This is a genomic window from Streptomyces sp. NPDC090741, from assembly GCF_044769045.1.
Lineage (GTDB): Bacteria > Actinomycetota > Actinomycetes > Streptomycetales > Streptomycetaceae > Streptomyces.
This window is the reverse complement of the sequence record NZ_JBIVXF010000008.1, coordinates 219907-246533: the sequence shown is the minus strand read 5'-3', so window position 1 is coordinate 246533 and position 26627 is coordinate 219907. Positions and strand designations below refer to the sequence as shown.

The 26627-nt window shown below is 69.3% G+C and carries 20 protein-coding genes, 1 tRNA gene and 1 pseudogene; 12 read left to right on the top strand and 10 right to left on the bottom strand.

From position 1 onward, the window contains the following. Positions 1-195: 195 nt before the first annotated feature. Complete coding sequence (locus ACIQU4_RS22885) at positions 196-423, bottom strand: hypothetical protein (protein ID WP_403733634.1); 228 nt, start codon at positions 421-423, stop codon at positions 196-198. 1611 nt (positions 424-2034) lie between these two features. Between ACIQU4_RS22885 and ACIQU4_RS22880 the strand changes: the two genes are divergently transcribed. Next, positions 2035-3573, top strand: coding sequence for a restriction endonuclease fold toxin-2 domain-containing protein (locus ACIQU4_RS22880; RefSeq protein ID WP_403733632.1), 1539 nt, complete (start codon positions 2035-2037; stop codon positions 3571-3573). 29 nt (positions 3574-3602) lie between these two features. After that, on the top strand, positions 3603-4040 hold the full coding sequence (locus tag ACIQU4_RS22875) for a hypothetical protein (RefSeq protein ID WP_403733629.1): 438 nt from the start codon (positions 3603-3605) through the stop codon (positions 4038-4040). 164 nt (positions 4041-4204) lie between these two features. Here the strand turns inward: ACIQU4_RS22875 and ACIQU4_RS22870 are convergent, their stop codons facing one another. Then, positions 4205-4909 carry a restriction endonuclease gene (locus ACIQU4_RS22870; RefSeq protein ID WP_403733626.1) on the bottom strand — a complete coding sequence of 235 codons (705 nt, stop codon included), beginning with the start codon at positions 4907-4909 and terminating at the stop codon, positions 4205-4207. Positions 4910-5659: 750 nt separating this feature from the next. Continuing rightward, positions 5660-5730, bottom strand: a tRNA-Gly gene (locus ACIQU4_RS22865). A 487-nt stretch (positions 5731-6217) separates the two neighbouring features. Between ACIQU4_RS22865 and dcd the strand changes: the two genes are divergently transcribed. Both dcd and ACIQU4_RS22855 read left to right on the top strand, forming a co-directional pair. Then, positions 6218-6805, top strand: a complete 588-nt coding sequence (gene dcd / locus ACIQU4_RS22860; protein ID WP_351585027.1) for a dCTP deaminase — start codon at positions 6218-6220, stop codon at positions 6803-6805. Then, the gene (locus ACIQU4_RS22855) at positions 6802-7302 is read left to right on the top strand and encodes a phosphoribosyltransferase (protein ID WP_030304218.1); all 501 of its coding nucleotides are present in this window, start codon (positions 6802-6804) and stop codon (positions 7300-7302) included. The genes dcd and ACIQU4_RS22855 overlap by 4 nt, the downstream gene beginning before the upstream one ends. Positions 7303-7368: 66 nt before the next feature. On the opposite strand, the gene ACIQU4_RS22850 is transcribed toward ACIQU4_RS22855, so the two are convergent. After that, positions 7369-8289, bottom strand: a complete 921-nt coding sequence (locus ACIQU4_RS22850; protein WP_403733623.1) for a Yip1 family protein — start codon at positions 8287-8289, stop codon at positions 7369-7371. Positions 8290-8565: 276 nt separating this feature from the next. On the opposite strand from ACIQU4_RS22850, the gene ACIQU4_RS22845 reads away from it, so the two are divergent. Further along, entirely contained in the window at positions 8566-9675 is a 1110-nt protein-coding gene (locus tag ACIQU4_RS22845) for a hypothetical protein (protein ID WP_403733620.1), read from the top strand. Between the two features lie 648 nt (positions 9676-10323). On the opposite strand, the pseudogene ACIQU4_RS22840 reads toward ACIQU4_RS22845, so the two are convergent. Further along, a pseudogene (locus ACIQU4_RS22840) lies at positions 10324-12561 on the bottom strand ((Fe-S)-binding protein); the annotation flags it as partial. A 110-nt stretch (positions 12562-12671) separates the two neighbouring features. Then, entirely contained in the window at positions 12672-13283 is a 612-nt protein-coding gene (locus ACIQU4_RS22835) for a sugar transferase (RefSeq protein WP_403733617.1), read from the bottom strand. 247 nt (positions 13284-13530) lie between these two features. Here ACIQU4_RS22835 and dnaK point away from each other — a divergent pair, with 247 nt between their 5' ends. Genes dnaK through ACIQU4_RS22815 form a run of 4 tightly spaced genes read left to right on the top strand, consistent with a single transcriptional unit; the run spans position 13531 to position 17731 of the window. Then, complete coding sequence (dnaK, locus tag ACIQU4_RS22830) at positions 13531-15381, top strand: molecular chaperone DnaK (protein WP_403733615.1); 1851 nt, start codon at positions 13531-13533, stop codon at positions 15379-15381. Then, positions 15381-16046: a nucleotide exchange factor GrpE gene (grpE, locus tag ACIQU4_RS22825; protein WP_030152902.1), complete on the top strand. Its 666-nt coding sequence runs from the start codon at positions 15381-15383 to the stop codon at positions 16044-16046. The genes dnaK and grpE overlap by 1 nt, the downstream gene beginning before the upstream one ends. Before the next feature lie 39 nt (positions 16047-16085). Next, positions 16086-17276 carry a molecular chaperone DnaJ gene (gene dnaJ, locus ACIQU4_RS22820; RefSeq protein ID WP_403733613.1) on the top strand — a complete coding sequence of 397 codons (1191 nt, stop codon included), beginning with the start codon at positions 16086-16088 and terminating at the stop codon, positions 17274-17276. A gap of 2 nt (positions 17277-17278) precedes the next feature. Beyond that, positions 17279-17731, top strand: coding sequence for a heat shock protein transcriptional repressor HspR (locus ACIQU4_RS22815; protein ID WP_053692746.1), 453 nt, complete (start codon positions 17279-17281; stop codon positions 17729-17731). A gap of 69 nt (positions 17732-17800) precedes the next feature. Here ACIQU4_RS22815 and ACIQU4_RS22810 read toward each other — a convergent pair whose 3' ends face one another. Next, positions 17801-18814: a helix-turn-helix transcriptional regulator gene (locus ACIQU4_RS22810; RefSeq protein WP_385573883.1), complete on the bottom strand. Its 1014-nt coding sequence runs from the start codon at positions 18812-18814 to the stop codon at positions 17801-17803. Positions 18815-19140: 326 nt separating this feature from the next. On the opposite strand from ACIQU4_RS22810, the gene ACIQU4_RS22805 reads away from it, so the two are divergent. Continuing rightward, positions 19141-19455 carry a (2Fe-2S)-binding protein gene (locus tag ACIQU4_RS22805; RefSeq protein WP_266996063.1) on the top strand — a complete coding sequence of 105 codons (315 nt, stop codon included), beginning with the start codon at positions 19141-19143 and terminating at the stop codon, positions 19453-19455. 177 nt (positions 19456-19632) lie between these two features. Here the strand turns inward: ACIQU4_RS22805 and ACIQU4_RS22800 are convergent, their stop codons facing one another. Then, the gene (locus ACIQU4_RS22800; protein ID WP_099890365.1) at positions 19633-20046 is read right to left on the bottom strand and encodes a pyridoxamine 5'-phosphate oxidase family protein; all 414 of its coding nucleotides are present in this window, start codon (positions 20044-20046) and stop codon (positions 19633-19635) included. Between the two features lie 132 nt (positions 20047-20178). Between ACIQU4_RS22800 and clpB the strand changes: the two genes are divergently transcribed. Next, positions 20179-22779 (top strand): ATP-dependent chaperone ClpB, encoded by a 2601-nt coding sequence (clpB, locus tag ACIQU4_RS22795; RefSeq protein ID WP_403733608.1) that lies wholly within the window; start codon positions 20179-20181, stop codon positions 22777-22779. A gap of 134 nt (positions 22780-22913) precedes the next feature. Further along, positions 22914-23459 (top strand): YbjN domain-containing protein, encoded by a 546-nt coding sequence (locus ACIQU4_RS22790; RefSeq protein WP_030152889.1) that lies wholly within the window; start codon positions 22914-22916, stop codon positions 23457-23459. 10 nt (positions 23460-23469) lie between these two features. Here the strand turns inward: ACIQU4_RS22790 and ACIQU4_RS22785 are convergent, their stop codons facing one another. Both ACIQU4_RS22785 and ACIQU4_RS22780 read right to left on the bottom strand, forming a co-directional pair. Beyond that, entirely contained in the window at positions 23470-24600 is a 1131-nt protein-coding gene (locus ACIQU4_RS22785; protein ID WP_403733605.1) for a hypothetical protein, read from the bottom strand. 278 nt (positions 24601-24878) lie between these two features. Further along, on the bottom strand, positions 24879-26069 hold the full coding sequence (locus ACIQU4_RS22780) for a pyridoxal phosphate-dependent aminotransferase (RefSeq protein WP_403733603.1): 1191 nt from the start codon (positions 26067-26069) through the stop codon (positions 24879-24881). Positions 26070-26627 lie beyond the last annotated feature (558 nt).

Genomic DNA, 26627 nt, shown 5'->3' with positions numbered 1-26627 from the left:
CGGATGACGGGAATCGAACCCGCGCTATAAGCTTGGGAATCACCGGACTTGGTCGCCACAACTGATCCCTGACCTGTGTAAACGCGTGCCTGGGTGACCCGTGAGGCTCGCCCCGGCACTCGCCGTCGACCGCTGTTCCCCGCCCTACCTGGCACGCGTCTGGCACGCTCGATGTGGGCGGGCTGACAGCACCTATCAGCGGTCGGTCTCCTCGGAGATCTGCCTGGCCAGCTCGTCGACCACTTGCGGCACCATCGGGCGAGCCCCTTCCTCCTCCAGTGCGAGTGCAAGGGCCTGGCGGACCGCCGGGTACGGCTGCCCGGCGTGCGTCGCCCGTGTTCGGTCGATGCCTCGTTCCATCTTGTTCAGGAACGCCGACACCGCCGGCATGGCCTTGTCGTACTCGCTTGAGTCCGCAGTCATGGTCGGAGCCGACCAAACGGGCGGGTCTCCGTCAAGCATGCTGGAGGAAGACCCGCCAACGCGGACCGCGCACGCCTTCCAAGTCTGTTGGGGGCTCGTCTTGGGGGTCCTGAGCGGTCCACCAGCGTTCATTGCCAGCCGGGAGACGACACCGATGCCAAGACAGGATTCACCTGAACGCCGCTGGACGGGTCTGAATGAGACGGAAACTGAGACGGTAGCCGGGCGGCTAGAGCCGGCCTGGCCACCATCTGGCGTCAGGAGAGTCGGCGGGGATGACTTTGGCTCGGGCCAGGATCTTTGAGTCGAGAGCCCATACGCGTCGTCGCAGCTCGCGGGCTGACTTCGTAGGGAGGGCGTGCAGGACCTCTTCGAGGTGGTCGCGGTGGAGGGAGGGATCGCAGCCGCATTCGCGGATGTCGCATCGGGTTTCGGCGCGCGGACTGGCCAGCCGCCTTAGAGGGCCGTGGGCCAGAGCAGCCCAGTGCCAAAAGGCTCCGGCTGTGGCCTCAAACCAGTAGCGACTCTGATCCAGCTGGCGGATGTCGGCTGTGCAGGCTCCGGACAGGTGGTCGATCGCCGGATAGAGGCGTCGGTGGTCGCGGTTCCGTACGGGGATGCTGGCCCGCACGTGAGATGGGCGCCTACGCGGCATTGCCCTTTCGGTTGTCAGTCATGGGAGCACCGTACCGGGCATAGGTGCCGTGATCTAGGACGACCGCGCATCCGATGGCGGTGGAGCGGCTTAGCCTTGGTCCGTCGGGTGATGCTTTCCATGTCGGGCAGGCCGAGTGCGGACAGCGCGTATCCGCTGGAGGCGAGGATGAACTCCCGACGTCCCACGTCGCTCCTTCCCAGGCGCAGGACTGATGCAACGGTATCTGCGTGGAGTGCCGCCGGCATGGGCTCCGGAAGGTTGATCGCCTCAGGGCCAAGCCCCAGCACCTGCGCGATGTAGGGCCACCAGTGGTCGGGTGTCCGCTCCCCCTCGATCCACCGCCGGGCGTGCTGGCGTTGCAGGCGCCTCGGATCACCGCTTTCTGCCAGGCCAAGGGCACGTGCCAACTCCGAAGGGCCCCAGCCTCGTTCCTGGCATGCCTGCTTGATCAGATCCGCGACGGCCGGGTTCCTCGGCACCCCGTCACCCTCCCCACCTGGATTACGCGGGGTTACGCAGGACTACATCCTGAGCCCTGTCCCGCGAGGGCGGACCGCCGTTGACTGAACATCACCCCGCAGATCTCCGAATGGCTCGAACAGTCACTGTTCAGGGCCTGTTGGCGCCTGCCCGGACCGGTGAGAGGAGCCGATGGTGGCCATGACCGCTGACAGCGCACGGACCCGCACGATCCCGCCTTCCCGAGTGGTCGGTGCCGCCCGGTACCCCGCCGTACGAGAGGTGGGGCGGTGAGCCGGGTTCCGTTATCCGACCCGTTGGGGACGGCCCTGAGCTGGGTGTGGGCGCTGGGCACGGCTGCCGGCCTGCGGATCAAGGAAGCCTGACGACTTGGGGCCAGGACGGCGGAAACCCATCCTGGCCCCAGGGGTAAGTCGGAGCACACATGTACGGTTTCAGGGCAACAGGGCAACAGGGCAACAGGAGGGGGAGCCTTGGATCTGGAGCATCGGGCAGAGGGTTTCGTCAACGCGTCCTGGTCCATGGTGGATCTCCGGGACCTCATCTACGACATGCTGGGGTTGCTGTTCACCGAGCTGAGCCAGCACGGTGGGATGGCGGGAGACGACGGCGCCGGGCGGGCGTTCGCCACGGTCTACAAGCCTGCGGTGGCGACCGTCTTCAACTCGGCGGGCCACGCACACCAGGTCATGGCGAACGGCGCCGGTACTCTCCTCAAGGCCGCCGAGGACTTCATCCGGCAGGACAACGCGATCGCGGCGGCCCTGCTCGACCAAAGCCCGGCTGCTCCAGGAATCGGCTCGCAGCCCTCCGGGCCCGACTGCAACCCGCGTGCCAGTCACAAGGCCGAGGATCTCCCTGAGGTCGTCGGCGAGACGAGCTGGACGGACCAGTACCTCCTCGACAAGCGCTTCCACGGGCAGCGGGACAAGCTGCGCAAGACGGCGACGGTCTGGAACTCGGCCGCGAGGATCCTCGAAGACGCCTACTGGGACTCCGAGACCGCCTGGAAGACCGCGACCGCCAACCAGCTGGGTGAGACCGCGACCGCGGTGGAGGGCTTCTTCAAGCTGTTCGTGGGCAAGACCCCGCCACCCAGCGCAGTGGGGGAGGAGGAGACGTTGATGGCGAACCTCCCCACCGCCTGCCGCATGATCGCGAAGGCCTGTGAGGCGTACGCGGATCACGTCGAAACAGCGTCGAAGCGCATTCCCGAAGAGTCGAACCCCATCACGGGCGACAACCTGCTCCCGTGGGACCGCGCGCGCTTCGGCGGCGACGGTCACGACGGAGGACTGCACGAGTTGGTCTCCGGCGACATGCGCATTGCGAGTCTGGGCAAGATCCCACCCGCGATGGACAGCTCCCAGGCTCGGGTCCCCATGCCCCAGCCCGACGGCGGCGGCTTCCTCCCGTCGCTCCCGCCTTTCCTGGCCCCCCTCGTCCGGGTACCCCTGCTGGTCCCGGTGGCCTACCGCCCCGCCAACGGCCCCCGGGTCCAGCCGGTACCGCCGCCTACACCGCCCAGCCCCCGGTTCCCTCCCTTGACCGCGCCGCAGCAGCAGAACTTCCAGACCTGGTTGAACTCCCTGCGAGCGGGCGACGTATCCGGCGGCAGGCCGGCCGAGGTCGCCTATCAGCTGCGCGTCGCCGGCTATCCGGAGTACGAGGTACCCATCGCGCCCGGTACCGGCAAGGGGACCACGCTGATGGTCGACGGCTTCCGAGACAGTGACGGCATGGCGGTGGAGGCCAAGTACGTCAACAACCCGGGCAAGAAGTGCTATCGATCCCTCGAAGAGCTCCGCACCAACCACCAGACGGGCAAGAAGGAATTCCTCTTCGACCCCGACCGGAAAGAGCTGCAGAAGTACGCCGCTGCGCTGAACGACCCCCGCAACACGGAGATGCGGGGCGTGGAGACGGTCACCAACAACTCCGACTCCGTCGCCTACTGGCGCGTGATGATGGCTGCCTACGGCGTCAAGGGCTATGCCCGCTACGTTCCCTGACCCACCCCGCACCGCCGAGGAGTACACCCGTGGACGTGTCCCAGCTCGCAGAACTGCGCACCATGTATGTCTTCACCCCCATAGAGGGGCAGACCTGGGGGCTCGCATACGACACCCTCAAGGCGCGACTGCTGGAGCGGGACCCGGACGAGTTCATCCGCATCGACGCCCACGGCGCGGTGCGTGGCTCTTCCATGCACTACGGCATCACGCTGGAAGGCGAGGAACTGGAGGGGTACGCACGTGTGAAGCCGGAAGGCATCTCGATCCTGGACGCCACCGCTCAGTCGGCCGCGGACTTCGTAGGCTGGCTGCGTGAGCACATCGTCCCGGAGGGCGTGGCGATGACGTTCAACACTGCGTGGGGGCTGGAGGAGGATCTGTCCGACGCCGCTGTCCCCGAAGTGACACGGCCCCGGCTTATCGCGGCCTTCCTCGCCCACCTCGAAGCCACCGGCCTGGAATGAGTGCACGGGTGGCGATACAGCAGTCGCTGCCACATGTGAGAGGACGTTGTCTCGGAGTTCGTCCGGGAGGTTCCCCGGATGAGGCCACGCACGGGTTGCCTGGCCTCATCCGCGTATCCGTACCTCGGTTCGTCGACGCAGTCGTACTCTCCCTCTCCCTTCGGTCAGGAGAGTGAGGTGGGTTTACGGGGCGGTGGGACGGCGCGGAGGAGTTCCCACAGGGGGCGCGAGCCGCTTGCCCACTCGGCGAGGAGCTGGCGGTCGACGAGGTGGAGGCGCTGGGACTTGGCGAAGTCGAGGGCGGGCCGAGAGAAGCGGCCGTTGGTGAGCATGACGAGGACGTCGCCGCCGTGTATCTGGCGGCCGGTGCCGTTGAGGACCTGGAGGTCCGGGGTGCCGACCGCGGACCCTTGCCAGCCGGCCTTGCGGTGCTTGCACTGGATGACCCAGCGGCGGCCGTAGGGGTCGGTGGCTTTGACGTCCGCACCGTTGTCGCCCCGGCCGCCGACCTTCTGGGCGTCGGCGCAGCCGTCGCGGTGCATGAGGTCCCGTACGGCGAACTCGAAGTCGTTGTGGTGGAGGCTGTCGAGGTGTTCGACGGCGTAGCGCAGGCCCTGGGCCCGGACCTGGTCCCATCGCGCGGTCTCCTGGCGCCGGCGCAGCCACAGCGCGCCCGTGCCACCGGCTGCGAGTAGGCCGACTACCAGAACCCAGGGATGGGCAGCCAGCCACGACATCACCGCCACGACGAGACTGAGGGCCACGAGGCCGACCAGGCCGATGAGCCACAGCTCCCCCGAGCCGGTGGCCTTCCGGCGCCTCGCTGTGCTGGTGCGCCTGCGCCTCTTCGCGGGCGGGCGGGGGCTCACCTGCCGTTCCCCGTGCTGGGGAAGACGACCGGATAGGAGACCGTCGGTATGGGTTGGGGCGCTGGGCGGTTTTCCCACGCCGGCCACTTGATCGGGTAGACCACCGTCGACTGCGGCCTGGGTAACTCCTGACCCGAGCCTGCTCCGGCCCCCGCAGATGTTGTTCCGTTCCCGAAGACGATCACTCCGGCGACGATCAGGCCGAGCAGCGCGGTCTCCCGCCGGGCCCCGGCAGGGAGCCGGACGTGGCCTTTGACCCGAGTGCCGTCTGCCCGGAAGTAGTCATTGATCCAGGGCACAGCTGTATCCCCCCACCAGTCGCGATGCGCCTCCCTGCGCACCGGACCCATGAAAGCACCCGCCACTGACAACGCGTCACCTAGTTGTCACCATTCGTGATCACCTACTGAATCGGGGCGAGCCCGCCCTCGCTTAGGCGGGGTCGTCCTGGATGACCCGGAGCCGCGCGAGGAGGGGCGGCGGCACGGTGAACCGGCCTGCGCGGGTACGTAGTTGAGGGCTCGCGTTTGGTGCTGCGAACGGGCGAACCTGCGTGGAGTTGTGCCGCAGGTCACATGAAATGGGTCTCGCGATTCGAGACGGTGCCGCGCCGGTGTGGTGCAAGTGGTGCGTGAAGAGTCCTCTGATCAGGACATTCCTGCGAGTTGGGGCACGCGGAGGGCATGGTAAGGACTGAGAGGTCTAGACAATAAAGAAGGCCCAGGTCGTTGACCTGGGCCTTCTTGTAAGAGCGGATGACGGGAATCGAACCCGCGCTATAAGCTTGGGAAGCTCATGTTCTACCATTAAACTACATCCGCATAGCGTTCCAGTTTCCTGGATCGGTATCTTTGGACACTCTACCCCATGATCGACCCCCGGTGAATCTGCCGCGGGGTCGTCGTTGTTTGTGGGGTGCACCGAGGGTCGTGGGGGCGGGAGTTGGGGCGTAACGTACCCGTGCGCCGTGGTGCGGGAGCCGTGCTGGAGTGGCGGCTGGAGCGGGTCGCGATCATCCCCTAATGTGGCGATTCGTCGCAGTACGGCAGGTTGGGGAAAGGGACTCGATGGAGAACACCGTCGTCCGTTGTGCCGAAGGGCACGTTTTCAGTACCGCTTCGTTTCCGCTGCAGCACCTCGGTGCCGGCCGGATCGGGCCCGGGCGGCTGTTGCGGTGCCCGCGGTGTGCGCGACTGAGGCATGCCGTGCCCGTCGGGGTGACGGCCGTCAAGCGGTAGACCGGTCCGCGAGGCGCGCGGGGCCGCTCTCGATTGGGGGTGGTCCGCGCGCACTGCGTATCCTCGGGACGTGCTTCTCTCAGACAAAGACATCCGGGCCGAGATCGACAGCGGACGGGTTCGCATCGACCCGTTCGAGGAATCGATGGTGCAGCCCTCCAGCATCGATGTACGTCTCGACCGCTTCTTCCGGGTGTTCGAGAACCACCGCTACGCCCACATCGACCCCGCCGTCGAGCAGGCCGACCTGACCCGCATGGTCGAGCCGGAGGGTGACGAGGCCTTCATCCTCCACCCGGGTGAGTTCGTCCTCGCCTCGACCTACGAGGTCGTCTCGCTGCCCGACGACATCGCCTCCAGACTGGAGGGGAAGTCCAGCCTGGGCCGCCTGGGGCTGGTGACGCATTCGACCGCCGGGTTCATCGACCCCGGGTTCTCGGGCCACGTCACGCTCGAGCTGTCGAACCTCGCCACGCTCCCCATCAAGCTGTGGCCCGGGATGAAGATCGGGCAGCTGTGCATGTTCCGGCTCAGCTCGCCGGCCGAGTTCCCGTACGGGAGCGAGCGGTACGGATCGCGGTACCAGGGCCAGCGCGGCCCGACGGCCTCGCGCTCCTTCCAGAACTTCCACCGCACCCAGGTGAGGCACGAGGCATGAGCGACGCCGTACGGGAGAACCTGAACTACGAGGGATTCGGGCGGGCGGTGCGCGAGCTCGCGCAGACCATCGCCGACGACGGCTACGAGCCCGACATCATCCTGAGCATCGCCCGGGGCGGCGTCTTCGTCGCCGGCGGTCTGGCGTACGCGCTCGACTGCAAGAACATCCACCTGGTGAACGTCGAGTTCTACACGGGCGTCGGGACCACGTTGGAGATGCCGGTCATGCTGGCGCCCGTGCCCGAGGCGATCGACTTCACCGACAAGAAGGTCCTCATCGCCGATGACGTGGCCGACACCGGCAAGACGCTGAAGCTCGTCCACGACTTCTGCCTGGGCCACGTCGCCGAGGTCCGCTCCGCCGTGATCTACGAGAAGTCCCACTCGCTCGTGAAGTGCGAGTACGTGTGGAAGAAGACCGACGAGTGGATCAACTTCCCGTGGTCGGTCGAGCCGCCCGTGGTGAAGCGTGAGGGTCAGGTTCTCGACGCCTGACATGTGAGAAAAGGGCCCCGGCGCAACGCGCCGGGGCCCTTTCTCGTGGGTCGTGGGTCGTGGGCTTTACAGCGTGCCCAGCTTGATGATCGACAGCAGTGCGACCAGCTGGATCGCGGAGGCGCCCAGCGCCTTCGGCCACGGCAGGTCGTGCGACTTGCTGACGAGCGACGTGAACAGGGCTCCGGCCGCCACCCATGTGGCCCAGCCCAGCGCCTGTACGAACAGGTTGTCCCCGCCGAGGAACACGGCGAAGAGCAGGCGCGGAGCGTCCGTGATGGACATGACCAGCATCGACAGGCCCACCGTCGGCTGCCACGCGCCGTCGCCGCCCAGTTGGCGGGCCAGGGTGTGCGTGACGCCGCCCAGGATCAGGCCGCAGATGACGAAGGCCACGCCGGCGCTGAGGACGATCGGGACGGCGTTGGCGAGGGTGGCCTTCATGACGTCCTTGCGGGCGTCGTCGAGGCCGAAGACCGCGAGCAGGCCGTACAGGAAGGTCACGATCAGCGCCGGGCCCCAGACGGCGTAATCGCGCATCTGCAGGAACGTCGGCCCCGGCCGCATCACGATGCCGCGGAGGAGTTCCTTCCACGGCAGCCGCGGGCCCGTCGGTGCGGCGGCCGCGTGGTACGTCGCGCCCTGGCTGTACGGGTCCTCGCCGTACGCGAAGACCTGGGTGTGCCCCGGGTTGTCGTTCGCGTACGAGCCTCCGCCGCGGCCGCCCTGGCCGCCGTGGCCGTACGGGGGCTGCTGCTGGCCGTACGACTGGCCGTGTTGCTGCTGCTCGTGCGGGTCGAAGTACTCGGGCTCGCCGTGGCCTCCGGCGGCGGGCTGCTGAGGCCACTGCTGCTGGGGAGGGTAGGGCTGTTGGCCGTACGGTGCCTGCGGCGGTTGTTGCTGCTGCTGACCGTACGGCTGCTGCCGCGGGGGTTGTTGGGGAGCGCGGTTGTTGTCCCGGCCGCGTCCGATCCTGAATCCAGCCACGTGATCGAACGTACCTGGTCCCGGGAGTCGTGGTGGGCGGGCTGCCGGAATAGGGGCCCTTTGCGGCTGAGCTGTGACATCCCCTAGGGGATCCCGGATGGGCGGGTTTGGGTCGGTTTTGGTGAGTTACCTGGTTGGTGGGGAGTCTGCGGGGGTTCGTTACGTCATCGACGGAATACGTAGATATCGGGTCCGTAGCTTCGTATGTGTCGCCGTCGACGAGACATGAGTCACGAACCACGCACCACGAACCACGAGCACGAGAAGAGTTCCCACATGCGCAGCACCACCCGTCGCACCACCCTTCGTACCGCCGCCGTCTTCGCGGGCGCGGCTGCCGTACTGGCCCTCCCGGTCGGATCCGCGTTCGCGGACTCGCCGGCCGGAGCGGAGCAGGAGGTTCTGCCGGGGGTCGAGCAGCCGGTCAAGGAGCAGCCGGTCAACGAGCAGCCGGTGGGGGACAAGTCGGTGGAGGAGAAGTCGGGTGACGGTACGTCTGGTGAGGACAAGCCCGTTACGGAGCCGGTCGTTGATCCGACGGTGCCGGCGGTGGATCCGACCGTGCCGCAGGTCGACCCGACCGTGCCGCAGGTCGACCCGACCGTGCCGCAGGTCGACCCGACCGCGCCGCCGGTCGAGCGGGCCTTCGTGACCACGGTCAAGCTGGCGGACGGCTCGATCGCCAAGGTCTACAAGATCGGCAACGGCCACTTCGAGGCCGAGATCTTCTCCGGGTCGACGAAGCTGGACACGCTGGTCAGCAAGGGCGGCAAGCCGGCGTACGGGCAGAACAACGGGCTGCACGTCGTCCTCCAGCCGAACGGGACCGTGACCTCGTGGGTGGAGGGCGAGCCGAAGCCGATGCCGAAGCCGATGCCGGTGGAGAAGCCGAAGCACGAGGTCAAGAAGGAGACCTCGGTCCGGATCACCATGCCGGACGGGCGGATCGCGAAGCTGATCGACGGCCCGAACGGCAAGCGCGTCGAGATCTCCATGCCGAACGGGAACCTGCTCGGGACGATCGACCTGAAGCACCCCAGCGCGCAGAACGACGGGTGGACGTACCGGGTCGTCCAGGACGGGAAGCGCGTGAAGTTCGTCGTCATCGACGGGAAGGGCGGCGGGAGCAGCTGGGTTTACGGGTTCGACGGGAAGCTGATCGAGAAGTACGTGGCCGAGCGGCCGAAGGCGGCTGCGAAGCCGGCGGGGGACCGGGTGGTCCCGAAGGGTGGAGTGAAGGCCGGGGCGGAGGGGGTCGGGACCGGTGCCGGGGCTTCGACGGGTGACAGGCCGATGCTGGTTGCCGCCGGCGGGGGGACGGCTGCGGTGGGGGCGGCGGGGCTGGGCTTCGCTCTGCTGAAGCGGGGGCGAGCCGACCAGTTCTGACGGGGTGGGGTGGCCGGTGGGGTGGGATGGCTCGGTGGGGTGGGTGGGCCGCTGCGCGGGGCCTTTCCCCCACCCCGCCCCTTCCCGAAACCGGGGGCTGTGCCCCCGGACCCCCGAAACGCCGGTACGGCCGGCCCCCGAGCAGGGGCCGGCCGTACCGGCGTTTCGTTGCGGGCTGCCGCCCCGCTAGGACTTGGCCTCCGGCTTCGCCTCGGCCTCGGCCTCGGCAGGGGCCTTGGCTTCGGTCCCAGCGGTGGTGTCCGCCTCCGGCTCGGCCTCAGCGGTGGCGTCAGCCTCGGCCGCGGCTTCGGCTTCCGGCCCCGCCGGGGACTCGGCCGTCGCCTTGACGTCCGGTTCGGCCTTGGTGTCCGCCTCGGTCTCGGCCGCCGCTTCGGCCTCGGGCTTCGCCTCGGCTTCCGCCTCCGCCTCCGCCTTCGCGTCCGCGTCCGCCTTGGCCTTGGCTGCGGCTTCCGCCTCGGCCTTCGCCTTGGCTGCGGCCTCGGCTCCCGCCTCCGCCTCGGCCTTGGCTTCGGCTTCCGCCTCCGCCTTCGCGTCTGCCTCGGCTTCCGCCTTCGCTTCGGCTTCGGCTTCGGCCTTCGCCGCTGCCGCCTCCGCCTCGGCGGCCGCCGCTTGCTCCGCCGCCAGGGCTTCCGCCGCCAGTTCGGCTTCCGTCGGGGCCGGGGCCTTGACCGATTCCAGGAGGAGCTGGGCCACGTCCACGACCTGGACGGATTCCTTCGCCTGGCCGTCGTTCTTCTTGCCGTTCACCGAGTCCGTCAGCATGACCAGGCAGAACGGGCAGGCCGTCGAGATGATGTCCGGGTTCAGGGACAGCGCCTCGTCCACGCGCTCGTTGTTGATGCGCTTGCCGATGCGCTCTTCCATCCACATCCGCGCGCCACCGGCGCCACAGCAGAAGCCCCGCTCCTTGTGGCGGTGCATCTCCTGCTGGCGCAGCCCCGGCACGGCCGACATGATCTCGCGCGGCGGCGTGTAGACCTTGTTGTGCCGGCCCAGGTAGCACGGGTCGTGGTACGTGATCAGGCCGTCCACCGGCGTGACCGGCGTCAGCCGGCCCTCGTCGATCAGGTGCTGGAGCAGCTGCGTGTGGTGGATGACCTCGTACTCGCCGCCGAGCTGCGGGTACTCGTTCGCGATCGTGTTGAAGCAGTGCGGGCAGGTGGAGACGATGCGCTTCGCCGACTTCGGCTTGCGCGTCGACTCGTCCTCGTCGTCCTCGCCGAACGCCATGTTCAGCATGGCCACGTTCTCCTGGGCCAGCTGCTGGAACAGCGGCTCGTTGCCCAGGCGGCGCGGGGAGTCACCGGTGCACTTCTCGTCGCCGCCCATGATCGCGAACTTGACGCCCGCGATGTTCAGGAGCTCGGCGAAGGCCTTCGTGGTCTTCTTCGCCCGGTCCTCCAGGGCGCCCGCGCAGCCGACCCAGTACAGGTAGTCGTACTCCGAGAGGTCCTCGGCGTCCTTGCCGACGATCGGGACCTCGAAGTCGACCTCCTTGGTCCACTCCACGCGCTGCTTCTTGGCGAGGCCCCAGGGGTTGCCCTTCTTCTCCAGGTTCTTGAGCATCGTGCCCGCCTCCGACGGGAACGCGGACTCGATCATCACCTGGTAGCGGCGCATGTCGACGATGTGGTCGATGTGCTCGATGTCGACCGGGCACTGCTCGACACACGCACCGCAGGTCGTGCAGGACCAGAGGACGTCCGGGTCGATGACCCCGTTCTCCTCCGCCGTGCCGATCAGCGGGCGCTCCGCCTCCGCCAGCGCCGCCGCGGGAACGTCCGCCAGCTGCTCCGGCGTCGCCTTCTCCTCGCCCTCCATGGTCTTGCCGCCACCCGCGAGCAGGTACGGCGCCTTGGCGTGGGCGTGGTCGCGCAGCGACATGATCAGGAGCTTCGGGGACAGCGGCTTGCCCGTGTTCCACGCCGGGCACTGCGACTGGCAGCGGCCGCACTCCGTGCAGGTGGAGAAGTCGAGGATGCCCTTCCAGGAGAACTGCTCGACCTGGGAGACGCCGAAGACGTCGTCCTCGCCCGGCTCCTCGAAGTCGATCTCCTTGCCGCCGCTCGACATCGGCTGCAGCGCGCCCAGCGCCGTCGAACCGTCCGCGTTCCGCTTGAACCAGATGTTCGGGAAGCCGAGGAAGCGGTGCCACGCGACACCCATGTTGGTGTTGAGCGAGACCGTGATCATCCAGGTGAAGGACGTGACGATCTTGAGCGCCGCGAAGAAGTACGTCAGGTACTGGAGCGTGCTCAGGCTCAGCCCGTGGAACGCGGCGATCAGCGGGTACGAGGCGAAGAAGCCGGGCTCCCAGCCGTCGACGCCGTGCAGGGCACCCTCCAGCCCGCGCAGCGTCATGATGCAGACGCCGACGATCAGGATGACGCCCTCGACGAAGTACGCCTGGCCCGTCTTGGAACCCGTGAAGCGGGACTTGCGGCCCGCCGCGCCCGGCCGGCTCAGCTGCCGGATCACGATGAGGGTCACGATGCCGAGGACGGTCATCAGGCCGAGGAACTCGGTGAAGATCTCGTACGGCAGCCAGTCGCCGATGATCGGGATCAGCCAGTCGGCCTGGAAGAGCTGGCCGAAGGCGTTGACGATCGTCAGCAGCAGCGAGAAGAAGCCCACCGCCACGAACCAGTGCGCGACGCCGACGATGCCCCAGCGGTTCATGCGGGTGTGGCCGAGGAACTCCTTGACCAGGGTGATGGTGCGCTGCGTGGGATCGCCGGTGCGGGTGCCCGCGGGCACTGGCTGGCCGAGGCGCACGAAGCGGTAGATCTGCGCGATGGCGCGGCCGAACAGCGCGACGGCCACCACCGTGATGACCAGCGACACGATGATCGCGGCGAGTTGCATGGAAGGGCTCCTCGGGCGGCACTTACTAAGCGGTAACTTATGAAGTCAAGGCTTGAGGTTACCCATTCCCCGCGCCGCAATGTAGGTGGGCGAGCGGTGATCTGTGTCGCTCAGGCATGCCTGTGTCGGTAGGCCGCCCGAGGGGTCTGAGCCAGGATCGCGAGATCCATCCCCAGCCAATGGCTCTCCACATAGTGCCGGTCCAGCAGCGCCATCTCTTCCCAGGGGAGGTCGGATCGCGCGCTGACCTGCCACAATCCGGTCATTCCGGGCCGTACGAGGAGCCGGTCGGCCCGGTCCGTACGCGGCTCGGGGCGCGGCCCGACCAGCGACATCTCGCCGCGCAGCACGTTCAGCAGCTGCGGCACCCCGTCCAGGGCGCACCGCTGCAGGGCCGCCCCCAGCCGGCCCGCCGCCTCCGTGCGCAGCCGCCAGGTCAGGAACGGCCGCCCGGCCAGCCCGGCCGCCGGCTCCCGTACGAAGACCCGCCCGCCCTGGGCTGCGTACAGGAGGGCGGCGGTGACCAGCAGCGGCAGTGCGAACAGCCCGGCCAGCGCGGCGGCCCCGAGGAGGTCGACCACCCGCTTCGCCGACAGGTCCGGCAGGCGCGGCAGGGTCGGCAGGCGCACGAGGGGGTCCGGGCGCACGAGGGGGTCCGGGCTCGCGGGGCGCCGTCGTACGAGGTGCCGGATCGGGGGGAGCGTGAGCGGCGGCAGCGGCATGGGGGCACCCTGCATGCGCCTCCGGCGGTTTCGGCGGTGCCGCGCAGTGGGCCGTCCCAGCGTCGCCCGCTCGGCCCCCGGGAGGCCGCGGAAGGCCCGCGGGAGTCCGCGGCGAGGCTTCCCGGCGCCGCCGTGAGCGTAAGACCCGGATAAAAGTTGAGCCCCCTCCACTCACCTCTGTTGACGACAGCTCGGAGATGCGGCATGGTTGAGCCTGTTCCACTCAAGTCAGCTGGAGGAAATCAAAATGGCACGTGCGGTCGGCATCGACCTGGGCACCACTAACTCCGTCGTCAGCGTTCTCGAAGGCGGCGAGCCCACCGTCATCACCAACGCCGAGGGCGCCAGGACCACGCCGTCCGTCGTCGCCTTCGCCAAGAACGGCGAGGTCCTCGTCGGCGAGGTCGCCAAGCGCCAGGCGGTCACGAACGTGGACCGCACCATCCGCTCCGTCAAGCGCCACATGGGCACTGACTGGAAGATCAACCTGGATGGCAAGGACTTCAACCCGCAGCAGATGAGTGCCTTCATCCTGCAGAAGCTGAAGCGCGACGCCGAGGCCTACCTGGGCGAGAAGGTCACGGACGCGGTCATCACCGTCCCGGCCTACTTCAACGACTCCGAGCGCCAGGCGACGAAGGAGGCCGGCGAGATCGCGGGCCTGAACGTCCTGCGTATCGTCAACGAGCCGACCGCCGCCGCCCTGGCCTACGGCCTGGACAAGGACGACCAGACCATTCTCGTCTTCGACCTCGGTGGCGGCACCTTCGACGTGTCGCTCCTGGAGATCGGCGACGGCGTCGTCGAGGTCAAGGCCACCAACGGTGACAACCACCTCGGTGGTGACGACTGGGACCAGCGCGTCGTCGACTACCTGGTGAAGCAGTTCGCCAACGGCCACGGCGTGGACCTCTCCAAGGACAAGATGGCGCTCCAGCGTCTGCGCGAGGCCGCCGAGAAGGCGAAGATCGAGCTGTCCTCCTCCACGGAGACCACGATCAACCTGCCCTACATCACGGCTTCCGCCGAGGGCCCGCTGCACCTGGACGAGAAGCTCACGCGCGCCCAGTTCCAGCAGCTGACCGCAGACCTGCTGGACCGCTGCAAGACCCCGTTCCACAACGTCATCAAGGACGCCGGCATCCAGCTGTCCGAGATCGACCACGTGGTCCTGGTCGGCGGCTCCACCCGCATGCCGGCCGTCGCCGAGCTCGTCAAGGAGCTGACCGGCGGTCAGGACGCCAACAAGGGCGTCAACCCGGACGAGGTCGTCGCCATCGGCGCCACCCTCCAGGCCGGTGTCCTCAAGGGTGAGGTCAAGGACGTCCTGCTCCTCGACGTGACCCCGCTGTCCCTCGGCATCGAGACCAAGGGCGGCATCATGACCAAGCTCATCGAGCGCAACACCACGATCCCGACCAAGCGGTCCGAGATCTTCACGACGGCCGAGGACAACCAGCCGTCCGTGCAGATCCAGGTCTACCAGGGTGAGCGCGAGATCGCGGCGTACAACAAGAAGCTCGGCATGTTCGAGCTGACCGGCCTGCCGCCGGCCCCGCGTGGCGTCCCGCAGATCGAGGTCTCCTTCGACATCGACGCGAACGGCATCATGCACGTCACGGCCAAGGACCTTGGCACGGGCAAGGAGCAGAAGATGACCGTCACCGGCGGCTCCTCGCTCGGCAAGGACGAGGTCGACCGCATGCGCCAGGAGGCGGAGCAGTACGCGGACGAGGACCTGCGCCGCAAGGAGGCGGCCGAGTCCCGCAACCAGGGCGAGCAGCTCGTCTACCAGACGGAGAAGTTCGTCAAGGACAACGAGGACAAGGTCCCGGCCGAGGTCAAGACCGAGGTCGAGGCGGCCATCGCCGAGCTGAAGGAAAAGCTCAAGGGCGAGGACACCGCCGAGATCCGCACCGCGACCGAGAAGCTCGCCGCGGTCAGCCAGAAGCTCGGCCAGGCCATCTACGCCGACGCGCAGGCCGCCCAGGGCGCGGCCGGTGCCGCGGGTGACGCCGGCCAGCAGGCCAAGCCGGAAGACGACGTCGTCGACGCCGAGATCGTGGACGAGGACAAGCCGAAGGGCGGCGCTGTCTGATGTCGGAGGAGACCCCGGGTTTCGAGGAGAAGCCCGAAGTCCCCGCCGACGGCACGCCTGACGACGCCGCCGAGCCGAAGGCCGCAGCTTCCTCCAAGGAGGAGGCCGCGGCCCCGGCCGGGGACTCCGCAGCAGCACAGGATGTCGCTCTGCTGGCGCAGCTGGACCAGGCCCGTACCGCGCTCGGCGAGCGCACCGCGGACCTCCAGCGGCTCCAGGCGGAGTACCAGAACTACCGTCGCCGGGTCGAGCGGGACCGGATCGCCGTCAAGGAGATCGCGGTCGCGTCCCTCCTGACGGAGCTGCTCCCGACCCTGGACGACATCGGCAGGGCGCGGGACCATGGCGAGCTGGTCGGCGGCTTCAAGTCGGTGGCCGAATCGCTGGAGACCGCCGCGGCCAAGATGGGGCTGCAGCAGTTCGGCAAGGAGGGCGAGCCCTTCGACCCGACGATCCACGAGGCCCTGATGCACTCGTACGCGCCGGACGTCACCGAGACGACCTGCGTCGCGATCCTGCAGCCGGGGTACCGGATCGGCGAGCGTACGATCCGCCCCGCGCGGGTCGCGGTGGCCGAGCCCCAGCCGGGCGCGGCCCCCAAGTCCGAGTCGGCCGAGGCCGACGCGCCTTCGGACAAGGACACGGATGCCCCCGACAAGGGCTGATGTTGAACCAGTAGCGGTACGAGAGGAGGGACACCGGGGATGAGCACGAAGGACTTCGTCGAGAAGGACTACTACAAGGTCCTCGGTGTCCCGAAGGACGCCACCGAGGCCGAGATCAAGAAGGCGTACCGGAAGCTCGCTCGCGAGTTCCACCCGGACGCCAACAAGGGCGACGCCGCGGCCGAGGAGCGCTTCAAGGAGATCTCCGAGGCCAACGACATCCTCGGTGACGCCAAGAAGCGCAAGGAGTACGACGAGGCCCGCGCCCTGTTCGGGAACGGTGGCTTCCGCCCCGGCCCCGGCGGGGGCGGCGGCTCGTTCAACTTCGACCTCGGCGACCTCTTCGGCGGCACCCAGCCGGGTGGCGGCGCGGCCGGCGGCTTCGGTGGTGGCGGCGGCGGTCTGGGCGACGTCTTCGGCGGACTGTTCAACCGCGGCGGCGCCGGCCCCGGGGCCCGTGTCCAGCCGCGCCGCGGCCAGGACATCGAGTCGGAGGTCACCCTCTCCTTCACGGAGGCGGTGGACGGGGCCACGGTTCCGCTCCGGATGTCCTCCCAGGCGCCCTGCAAGGCCTGTTCGGGCACCGGCGACAAGAACGGCACGCCGCGCGTGTGCCCGACCTGCGTCGGCACCGGCCAGGTCTCGCGGGGCAGCGGCGGCGGCTTCTCGCTGACCGACCCCTGCGCGGACTGCAAGGGCCGCGGCCTGATCGCCGAGACCCCCTGCGACGTCTGCAAGGGCAGCGGGCGGGCCAAGTCCTCCCGCACCATGCAGGTCCGCATCCCGGCGGGCGTCTCCGACGGCCAGCGGATCCGGCTGCGCGGCAAGGGCGCCCCGGGCGAGCGCGGCGGCCCCGCCGGTGACTTGTACGTGGTCGTCCACGTCGACGGCCACCCGGTGTTCGGCCGCAAGGACGACAACCTGACGGTCACCGTCCCGGTGACGATCGCCGAGGCCGCCCTGGGCGCCGACATCAAGGTCCCGACCCTGAACGGCCCCTCGGTGACGCTGAAGCTGCCGCCGGGCACCCCCAGCGGCCGTACGATGCGGGCCCGCGGCAAGGGAGCGGTCCGCAAGGACGGCACCCGCGGAGACCTGCTGGTGACGGTGGAGGTCGCCGTTCCGGCCTCGCTGTCGGACAAGGCCCGCGAGGCGCTGGAGATGTACCGCGACGCGACGGAGTCGGAGGACCCGCGCGCCGTGCTGTTCGAGTCCGCGAAGGGAGCATGATCATGGACGGCCGCCGCAGGAGCCACTACCAGCTCAACGACGACACTCCTGTGTACGTCATCTCGGTGGCCGCCCAGCTCTCGGGCCTGCATCCGCAGACCCTGCGCCAGTACGACCGGCTCGGCCTGGTCTCCCCGGACCGGACGGCCGGCCGCGGCCGGCGCTACTCGGCCCGCGACATCGAACTGCTCCGCACGGTGCAGGCGCTGTCCCAGGACGAGGGCATCAACCTGGCCGGGATCAAGCGGATCATCGAACTGGAGAACCAGGTCGCGGCGCTCCAGCAGCGCGTGGCCGAGCTCTCGGCGGCGGTGGACGGCGCGGCGGCCGTGCTCCAGCAGCGCGAGGCCCAGGTACACGCTTCGTACCGGCGGGATCTGGTCAAGTACCAGCCGCCGGTGCCCGGCAACGCCCTGGTCGTCTGGCGCCCCGCGCCGAAGCGTCAGAGCGACTGACCGCAGGTACCGGAGCGACTCTCGCGCGCACAGGCCCCGTCCGGGATTCCGGGCGGGGCCCGGCCCGTTTCAGTCGCCCTCGTCCTCCAGGATCCCGGAGCGGGCGATGAGGAAGCCGAGCTGGGCCCTGCTGCCGCTGCCGAGGGTGCTGGCGAGCTTCGCGATGTGCGCGCGGCAGGTCCGTACGTTCATGCCCAGCCGACGGGCGATGGCCTCGTCCACGTGCCCCTCGATGAGGAGCTGCGCGATGGTGCGCTGCACGCCCGAGATGCCCCCGCGGGTGTGCTGGTACGTGACTTCCTCCTGGAGCGGCACCGCGCGGTGCCAGAGCTGCTCGAACACCTTGATGAGGTAGTCCACCAGCCCCGGGTGGCGCAGCTCCAGGGCGACCTGGCGGTCGTCGCTGGCCGGGATGAAGGCGACGGTCCGGTCGAAGATGATGAGGCGCTCGAAGAGCTCCTCCAGCGTGCGCACCTCGACCTTGCCGGCCTTGAGGAGGTCGACGTACGCGAGCGTGCCGCGGCTGTGCCGGACGGTGTGCTGGTAGAGGGTCCGGATCCGGACACCGCGGTCGGTCAGCGGCTGGTCGCGCTCCAGGGCCTCGGTGAGCTCCAGGCTGGGGCGGGCGCCGCCGGGCTGGATGGTGAGCATCTCGGTGTGGCACTCGGCCGTGGCGAGGTTGAGGGCCGCGTTGATGGGGTCGAAGCCCTCCAGGACGGTGATGGCGTGGGTGCTCGCCGGATTCTGCGCGCTGATGGCGAGAAACGGCTCGAAGGCCTCGGACAGTTCGAGTGAGTCGCGGCGTCTGTCGCGGATCTCGCGTTCGATCGGATGCAGCCGCTGTGCGAGTGCCACCGCCGGTGGAACCGGACGGAGGGAATTAACGTCATCAGGATCTGGCTGCAACAACGCCAGATCGAGCAGGCAGGGTGCCGTTTTGACATCCCCACGTGCGATACGTCCCGTGCGCAGCGCGCTCGTGTAGAGCCGTGCCCCCTCGCTGCACAGCTCGGTGACCGAGTGGGGATGTGTCGCTTTTATTCTGTTTGTGGTCAAATCTCCACCCCCCAGGGTCCTGAACATGCAAGAACATGATGCATCGTCCCTGTGGCAGCGACGTGCCTGAATGAGCCATCGTCTGACAGGCGGGGGAGAGGATTTCATCAAGTGAGGACGAAGCCGACCATGAACAAGAGAATGCTTCGCTCGGCGCTTGCCACCGTCATCTTCTCGGCTGTGGCCGGTCTGGGACTTGCCGGGGTCACCCTGGGGGGAGCTGAAGGGGGTGCCGCAGACCTCCATGCGGCGCCGCTGGAGGACAGCGGATGGCGCGCGGCACCGTTGGACAGCGGATGGCGCTCGAACCCCGCAGACGCCGGAGCAGGCGCCGTTGGAGTGGAGAGCGCGGCATGACCCCCGACGACCGCGGTTTCCGTCGCGAAATGGCCTCTGCCTACCGCTCCGGCTGGCAGTTCATCGACCTCGCCACCGCCATCCCCCACACCGGCGATTCGCTGATGGTCACCCTGTTCGGACAGCCCATCGTCATCACGCGCGAGGAGGACGAGGACGTCCGGGCGTACCGGTGCCTGCGCCGCCCCCGCGGCGCGCCGCAGCCCGTTCGCTGCGAGGTGCGCTACGGAATGGTCTTCGTCAACCTTGATCAGCGCGACCACCAGCTCTTCGAACCCGATATCACCACCGCCACCCCCCGCAGTGCCTGAAGCGATTCCCCCGTCGTTCCAGATCGCTCCAGGTGCTCCCCCACACAACGGCGCCATCGTGGACCTGACCACGATGGCGCCGTTGTGATGTCCGCGTCCAGTGCTTGAACCGGACAAGGTGAAAACCGAACTGTTCCGCCGGTTCCGATGCGTCCGGGTCCGGTCGCCGGCGTCGGTTCAGGCCCGCCCCATCGCCCGGTCGAGGGTGATCTCCAGGACGACCCGGTCCGGATTGGGCGACGGCGTCCGCCCGTAGCGCTCCGCGTAGCGCGCCACCGCCTCGGCGACCGAGGCCTCGTCCGTACGGACCACCGCGTGCCCCTCCAGGGTCGCCCAGCGGCGCCCCGCCATCTGGCACACCGCGACCCGCGCCGGGCCCGCCTGCGTCCCCTGCGCCGCCAGCACGTTGCGGATCTTCTTGCTGTTCTTGCTGCTGATCACCCGGGCCAGGCCGGCCTCCGGGTCGTACGTGACGCCCACGGGCACCACGTGCGGGGTCCCGTCGGGGCGCGGGGTGGTCAGCGTGCAGACGTGCCGCTCCCGCCAGAAGGCGAGGTACTCGGGCGTCGGGTTGAGTACGTCAAGAGCCATGGCCCGAGGGTACGGGAGGGCACCGATTCTGCCCTTGAGTGGAATAGACTCAACTTTGCGGACGCTGCCATACTCAAAGAGCGAGCGGGACCGAAACCCTGTGTCCGACCTGTCTGAGAGGAGAAGTCGCACGTGGATGCCGAGCTGACCAACAAGAGCCGGGACGCCCTGAACGCCGCCACCAGCCGCGCCGTGAAGGACGGCCACGCGGACCTGACCCCGGCGCACCTGCTGCTGGCCCTGCTGGCCGGCGAGGAGAACGAGAACATCACCGACCTCCTCGCGGCCACCGAGGCCGACCAGGCGGCGGTCAGGAACGGCGCCGAGCGGCTGCTGGCCGCCCTGCCCAGCGTCACGGGCTCCACGGTCGCGCCCCCGCAGGCCACCCGCGAGCTGCTCGCCGTACTCGCCGAGGCCGACCAGCAGGCCGGAAAGCTCGGCGACGAGTACCTCTCCACCGAACACCTCCTCATCGCGATCGCCGCCAAGGCCGGCGCGGCCGGTGAGGTCCTTTCCAGGCAGGGCGCGACGGCGAAGAAGCTGCTGGACGCCTTCGAGAACGCACGAGGAGGACGGCGGGTGACCACCCCCGACCCCGAGGGTCAGTACAAGGCCCTCGAAAAGTTCGGCACGGACTTCACGGCAGCCGCCCGCGAGGGCAAGCTCGACCCGGTCATCGGCCGCGACCAGGAGATCCGGCGCGTCGTCCAGGTCCTGTCGCGCCGTACGAAGAACAACCCGGTGCTGATCGGCGAGCCGGGCGTCGGCAAGACGGCCGTCGTCGAGGGCCTCGCGCAGCGCATCGTCAAGGGCGACGTCCCCGAGTCCCTGAAGAACAAGCGGCTGGTCTCCCTGGACCTGGGTGCGATGGTCGCGGGGGCGAAGTACCGCGGCGAGTTCGAGGAGCGGCTGAAGACGGTCCTCGCGGAGATCAAGTCGAGCGACGGCCAGATCATCACCTTCATCGACGAGCTGCACACCGTCGTCGGCGCGGGCGCCGGCGGGGACTCGGCCATGGACGCGGGCAACATGCTCAAGCCCATGCTGGCCCGCGGCGAGCTGCGCATGGTCGGCGCGACCACGCTGGACGAGTACCGCGAGCGCATCGAGAAGGACCCGGCGCTGGAGCGCCGCTTCCAGCAGGTGCTGGTGGCGGAGCCGTCCGTCGAGGACACGATCGCGATCCTGCGCGGGCTCAAGGGCCGCTACGAGGCCCACCACAAGGTGGTCATCAACGACAGCGCGCTGGTGGCAGCGGCGACCCTCTCCGACCGCTACATCACCTCCCGCTTCCTGCCGGACAAGGCCATCGACCTGGTCGACGAGGCCGCGTCCCGCCTGCGCATGGAGATCGACTCCTCGCCGCTGGAGATCGACGAGCTGCAGCGCTCGGTCGACCGCCTCCGGATGGAGGAGCTGGCGCTGAAGAACGAGTCCGACCCGGCCTCGATCGAGCGCCTGGAGAAGATCCGCAAGGACCTCGCCGACAAGGAGGAGGACCTGCGGGGCCTGACCGCCCGCTGGGAGAAGGAGAAGCAGTCCCTCAACCGCGTCGGCGAGCTCAAGGAGCGCCTGGACGACCTGCGCGGCCAGGCCGAGCGCGCGCAGCGCGACGGCGACTTCGACACCGCCTCCAAGCTGCTCTACGGGGAGATCCCGACGCTGGAGCGCGAGCTGGCGGAGGCCACCGAGGAGGAGGAAGAGGCCTCCAAGACCGGAACCTCCAAGTCCGCGATGGTCAAGGACGAGGTCGGCCCCGACGACATCGCGGACGTGGTGGGTGCCTGGACCGGCATCCCGGCGGGCCGCCTCCTCGAAGGGGAGACGCAGAAGCTGCTGCGCATGGAGGACGAGCTGGGCCGGCGTCTGATCGGCCAGGGCGAGGCCGTACGGGCCGTCTCGGACGCCGTACGCCGCACCCGGGCCGGTATCGCGGACCCGGACCGGCCGACCGGCTCGTTCCTCTTCCTGGGCCCGACGGGCGTGGGCAAGACGGAGCTGGCCAAGGCCCTCGCGGACTTCCTGTTCGACGACGAGCGGGCCATGGTCCGCATCGACATGTCGGAGTACGGCGAGAAGCACTCCGTGGCCCGCCTGGTCGGTGCCCCGCCCGGGTACGTCGGCTACGAGGAGGGCGGCCAGCTCACCGAGGCGGTCCGCCGCCGTCCGTACTCCGTGGTGCTGCTGGACGAGGTGGAGAAGGCGCATCCGGAGGTCTTCGACATCCTGCTCCAGGTCCTGGACGACGGCCGCCTCACGGACGGCCAGGGCCGCACCGTGGACTTCCGCAACACCATCCTGATCCTGACCTCCAACCTCGGCAGCCAGTTCCTCATGGACCCGGCGACCTCCCCGGAGGAGAAGCGCGACCGGGTCCTGGACGTGGTCCGCGCCTCGTTCAAGCCGGAGTTCCTCAACCGCCTGGACGACCTCGTGGTCTTCTCCGCGCTGAACGAACAGGAGCTGGCGAGGATCGCCGAGCTCCAGATCGCCGGACTGGCCAAGCGCCTGGCGCAGCGCCGCCTGACCCTGGACGTCACCCCCGAGGCCCTGGCCTGGCTCGCCGACAAGGGCAACGACCCCGCCTACGGCGCCCGACCGCTGCGCCGCCTGATCCAGACCGCCATCGGCGACCGCCTCGCCAAGGAGATCCTGGCGGGCGAGGTCCGCGACGGAGACACCGTCCGCGTCGACGTGGCGGGCGAGGACCTGATCGTCGGCAAGGCGATGTAGCCGGACGGCCGGACACCCGGCCCCCTTATCGGCGGCTTACTCCTGTCCGCCCTGCGCGGATCGTACGTGCGGGGGTGGACAGGGGGTGGGAGCCATGGGGGAGGATGACAACATCCGCACGAAGGGAAAACACGGTGAGCATCGACCCGGCCTCGATTCCGAACTTCGGAGGGCAGCAGCCCGATCCGCAGGCCACAGGACCGGCGGGCCCCGTCGTCCCCGACCAGGATCTGGTCAAGCAGCTGCTGGAGCAGATGGAGCTCAAGTACGTCGTCGACGACGAGGGTGACCTCGCGGCGCCGTGGGAGGAGTTCCGGACGTACTTCATGTTCCGCGGCGAGGAGGAGCAGCAGGTCTTCTCGGTGCGGACCTTCTACGACCGTCCGCACGCGATCGAGGACAAGCCCCAGCTCCTCGAGTCGATCGACGACTGGAACCGCCGCACCCTGTGGCCGAAGGTCTACAGCCACACGCACGACGACGGCTCCGTCCGCCTGATCGGCGAGGCGCAGATGCTGATCGGCACCGGCGTCAGCCTGGAGCACTTCGTCTCGTCCACGGTCAGCTGGGTCCGCGCCTCCATCGAGTTCGACAAGTGGCTCGTGGAGCAGCTCGGACTGGAGAAGGAGATCGACTCCACCGACGGCGACGGTGACGACAAGGACGGCGACGACAACTAGTCGCCCCCGGTCACAGCGGTACGCGGGCGACCAGTAGCAGGTACAGCCCGTAGCCGTACGAGAGCCCGGCCAGCCCCGCGGTCACAGCGACCGCGGAGCGCGGCCGGGCTCGCGCCATTGCGGCCGCGACCGGCAGGAGCAGCGGGAACGCGGGCAGCAGGAAGCGGGGCTTCGACTCGAAGTAGCCGGCCCCGCCGTAGGTGATCAGCAGCAGGACGGCGGTGTAGACGAGCAGCGCCGGCGGTATCCGGTCCAGCAGCAGGAGCGCCGCCAGCAACCCGGCGGCGGCCAGGATCACCACGGTCACGACGGTGGCGAGCGGTACGTGCCCGCCGGTCAGCACCCGCCAGATGCTGTCCGTCGTGTACGAGCCGAAGTCGAAGCGGGAGCCCCAGCGCCGCTGCACGGTGAAGTACCCGGCCGGATCCCCCGTGCGTATCCCGACGGCGAGGACGTACGCGGCCCAGCCCGCCGGGGCCAGCAGCGCGGCCGCCCACACCTCGGGTGCGCGGGACCTGCGTACGAGCAGCGCGTGCAGCGCGACGGCGGTCACGGCGGCGGCGACGGCGATCCCGGTCGGGCGGGTCAGCCCGGCGAGTATCGCCAGGCCCGCGGCCCACAGCCAGCGCCCGCGCAGTACGGCGTACAGGGCCCAGGCCCCCAGCGCGGCCAGCAGCGGCTCGGTGTAGGCGAGGGTCAGCACCACGGAGTGCGGGGTCGCCGCCCACAGGGCCACCAGCAGCACCCCGACGCGCCGGCCGAGCACCAGTTCCCCGACCCGGTACACCCCGGCGGCGGCCACCGCGGCGGCGGTCCAGGCCACCAGCAGCCCGGCCCAGGGGGTGGCTCCGGCCAGCCGTACGAGCAGCGGGTACAGCGGGAAGAAGGCGTAGTCGCTCTGGACCAGCCCGGACCGGGCCCACATCTGGGTGCGGCCGTAGCCGTGCACGGCGATGCCGAGGTACCAGACGGAGTCCCAGGAGTACCCGAGCACGCGGACGGGGCTCCGCCCGGCCCACCACGCCCCGACGGCGAGCACCACCGCCCCGCCGACCCGGACGGCGGCGAAGACCCCGAGCGCGACGAGGGCCGCGGGCACCCTGCCGGTCCCGAGTTCCTGCGGCCGCACGGAAACCGACACACTGCCCGTCGCCGTCATGAACCCCGTCTTTCCCGCGCTGCGTGTGGAGCCCGTCCGGACGAGGAGGGCCTCGGGCACCCTAAAGCTCACGGCCTTCCGGGGGGCGTGAATGCCCTGGGAATCTCCGGTGAACTCGGAGCCGCCCGAGCTCGGAGCCGCCCGAACCCGGAGCCGCCCGAGCTCGGAGCCGCCCGAACCCGGAGCCGCCCGAACCCGGAGCCGCCCGAGCTCGGAGCCGCCCGAGCTCGGAGCCGCCCGAACCCGGATGCCGCCCGGCCTCAGAGCCTGCGCAGCCGGGCGGCGGCCTCTTCGAGGACCTCGGTCTTCTTGCAGAAGGCCCAGCGGACCTGGGTGGCGCCCGCCGCGCGGTCGTCGTAGAAGACCTGGTTCGGGATGGCGACCACGCCGCAGCGCTCGGGGAGGGCGCGGCAGAAGGCGAGGCCGTCCTTTTCGCCGAGCGGGGTGATGTCCGTGGTGATGAAGTACGTGCCCTGGGGGCGGAAGACCTCGAAGCCCGCGGCCGTGAGCCCGTCGGAGAGGATGTCGCGCTTGGCGGAGAGGGCGGCGCGGAAGTCCTCGTAATAGGCGTCGGGCAGCTGCAGGGCCTCCGCGATGGCGTACTGGAAGGGGCCGGAGGAGACGTAGGTCAGGAACTGCTTCGCCGAGCGGACCGCGGAGACGAGCTCCGGCGGGGCGGTGATCCAGCCGACCTTCCAGCCCGTGAACGAGAAGGTCTTCCCGCTGCTGGAAATGGTGACCGTGCGCTCGCGCATGCCGGGCAGCGAGGCCAGCGGGAGATGGGCGCCCTCGAAGACCAGGTGCTCGTAGACCTCGTCCGTGACGACGAGCAGGTCGCGCTCCACCGCCAGTTCCGCGATCGCCGCGAGCTCGGCCGGGGTCAGGACCGTGCCCGTCGGGTTGTGCGGCGTGTTCAGCAGGAGCAGGCGCGTGCGCGGGGTGACCGCGGCGCGCAGTTCGTCGAGGTCGAGGGTGAACGCGCCGGCGTGCGGGCGCAGGGTGACCGGGACGCGGGTGGCGCCGGCCATCGCGATGCAGGCCGCGTACGAGTCGTAGTACGGCTCCAGGGCGATGACCTCGTCGCCCGGTTCGAGCAGGGCGAGCAGGGAGGCTGCGATGGCCTCCGTCGCGCCCGCGGTGACCAGGACCTCCGTGTCCGGGTCGTACGAGAGGCCGTAGAAGCGCTGCTGGTGCTGTGCGACCGCGGTGCGCAGCTCCGGGATGCCTGGACCGGGCGGGTACTGGTTGCCCAGGCCGGTCAGGACGGCGCGGGCGGCGGCCTCGGCGATCTCGGCGGGGCCGTCCGTGTCGGGGAAGCCCTGGCCGAGGTTGATCGACCCGGTGCGGGCGGCCAGGGCGGACATCTCCGCGAAGATCGTCGTGCCGAAGGACGCGAGGCGGCGGTTCAGGAGGGGGCGGCTGCCGCCCACGGGTGCGCTCATGGGCGTCATCCTGCGGGGAACCTCTGGAGTTGCTCAAGTGTGCTTTGGCCCGGGTGGCCTGCGGGCATCTCCCTTTCACACCCGGGGGACCGGGCGATGAACGGGGGTTTGAGCTCATGTCTGTTTTCGGTTGGGTGCTTGCCGCGCTGGTCGTCGTGTGCTTCGTGGCTCTGGTCAGGAAGGTGGCCCGTGCCTGGGCCGGTACCGATTCCGGGTCCGGGTCCGGGTCCGGCTCGGGCTCCTCGTGGTGGGCGGGCGGGGACAGTTCCTCCGGCGGGTGTTCGAGCGGTTCCTCCTGCGGTTCCTCCTCGTCCTGCGGCGGATCGTCGTCCTCCTGCGGCGGCGGAGGCTGCGGTTCCAGCTGACCCGGGGGCGGCTGCCGCCACGCGTGTGGGACGCGCGTGGGACGCGTGCGGTTGAACACGTGAACTGTGTAGCCCCCGGGGGGATGTAAACCCAACCAAGTTGGGTAAAAACGCTGTGAGTGCCGTGCCTTTCATGATTCCCTCGGTTGAGTAGACCAGTCCTCGGACCTCCCTGGACTTCCTGTGGACCCGTGCCGGTGTC

Excerpts from the sequence above, each read along its gene's own strand:
- ACIQU4_RS22885 (WP_403733634.1), bottom strand. The coding sequence starts at position 423 with ATGACTGCGGACTCAAGCGAGTACGACAAGGCCATGCCGGCGGTGTCG.
- ACIQU4_RS22855 (WP_030304218.1), top strand. The coding sequence starts at position 6,802 with ATGAGCGACGCCGTACGGGAGAACCTGAACTACGAGGGATTCGGGCGG.
- ACIQU4_RS22845 (WP_403733620.1), top strand. The coding sequence starts at position 8,566 with ATGCGCAGCACCACCCGTCGCACCACCCTTCGTACCGCCGCCGTCTTC.
- ACIQU4_RS22835 (WP_403733617.1), bottom strand. The coding sequence starts at position 13,283 with ATGCCGCTGCCGCCGCTCACGCTCCCCCCGATCCGGCACCTCGTACGA.
- dnaK (WP_403733615.1), top strand. The coding sequence starts at position 13,531 with ATGGCACGTGCGGTCGGCATCGACCTGGGCACCACTAACTCCGTCGTC.
- grpE (WP_030152902.1), top strand. The coding sequence starts at position 15,381 with ATGTCGGAGGAGACCCCGGGTTTCGAGGAGAAGCCCGAAGTCCCCGCC.
- dnaJ (WP_403733613.1), top strand. The coding sequence starts at position 16,086 with ATGAGCACGAAGGACTTCGTCGAGAAGGACTACTACAAGGTCCTCGGT.
- ACIQU4_RS22815 (WP_053692746.1), top strand. The coding sequence starts at position 17,279 with ATGGACGGCCGCCGCAGGAGCCACTACCAGCTCAACGACGACACTCCT.
- ACIQU4_RS22810 (WP_385573883.1), bottom strand. The coding sequence starts at position 18,814 with ATGTTCAGGACCCTGGGGGGTGGAGATTTGACCACAAACAGAATAAAA.
- ACIQU4_RS22805 (WP_266996063.1), top strand. The coding sequence starts at position 19,141 with ATGACCCCCGACGACCGCGGTTTCCGTCGCGAAATGGCCTCTGCCTAC.
- ACIQU4_RS22800 (WP_099890365.1), bottom strand. The coding sequence starts at position 20,046 with ATGGCTCTTGACGTACTCAACCCGACGCCCGAGTACCTCGCCTTCTGG.
- ACIQU4_RS22780 (WP_403733603.1), bottom strand. The coding sequence starts at position 26,069 with ATGACGCCCATGAGCGCACCCGTGGGCGGCAGCCGCCCCCTCCTGAAC.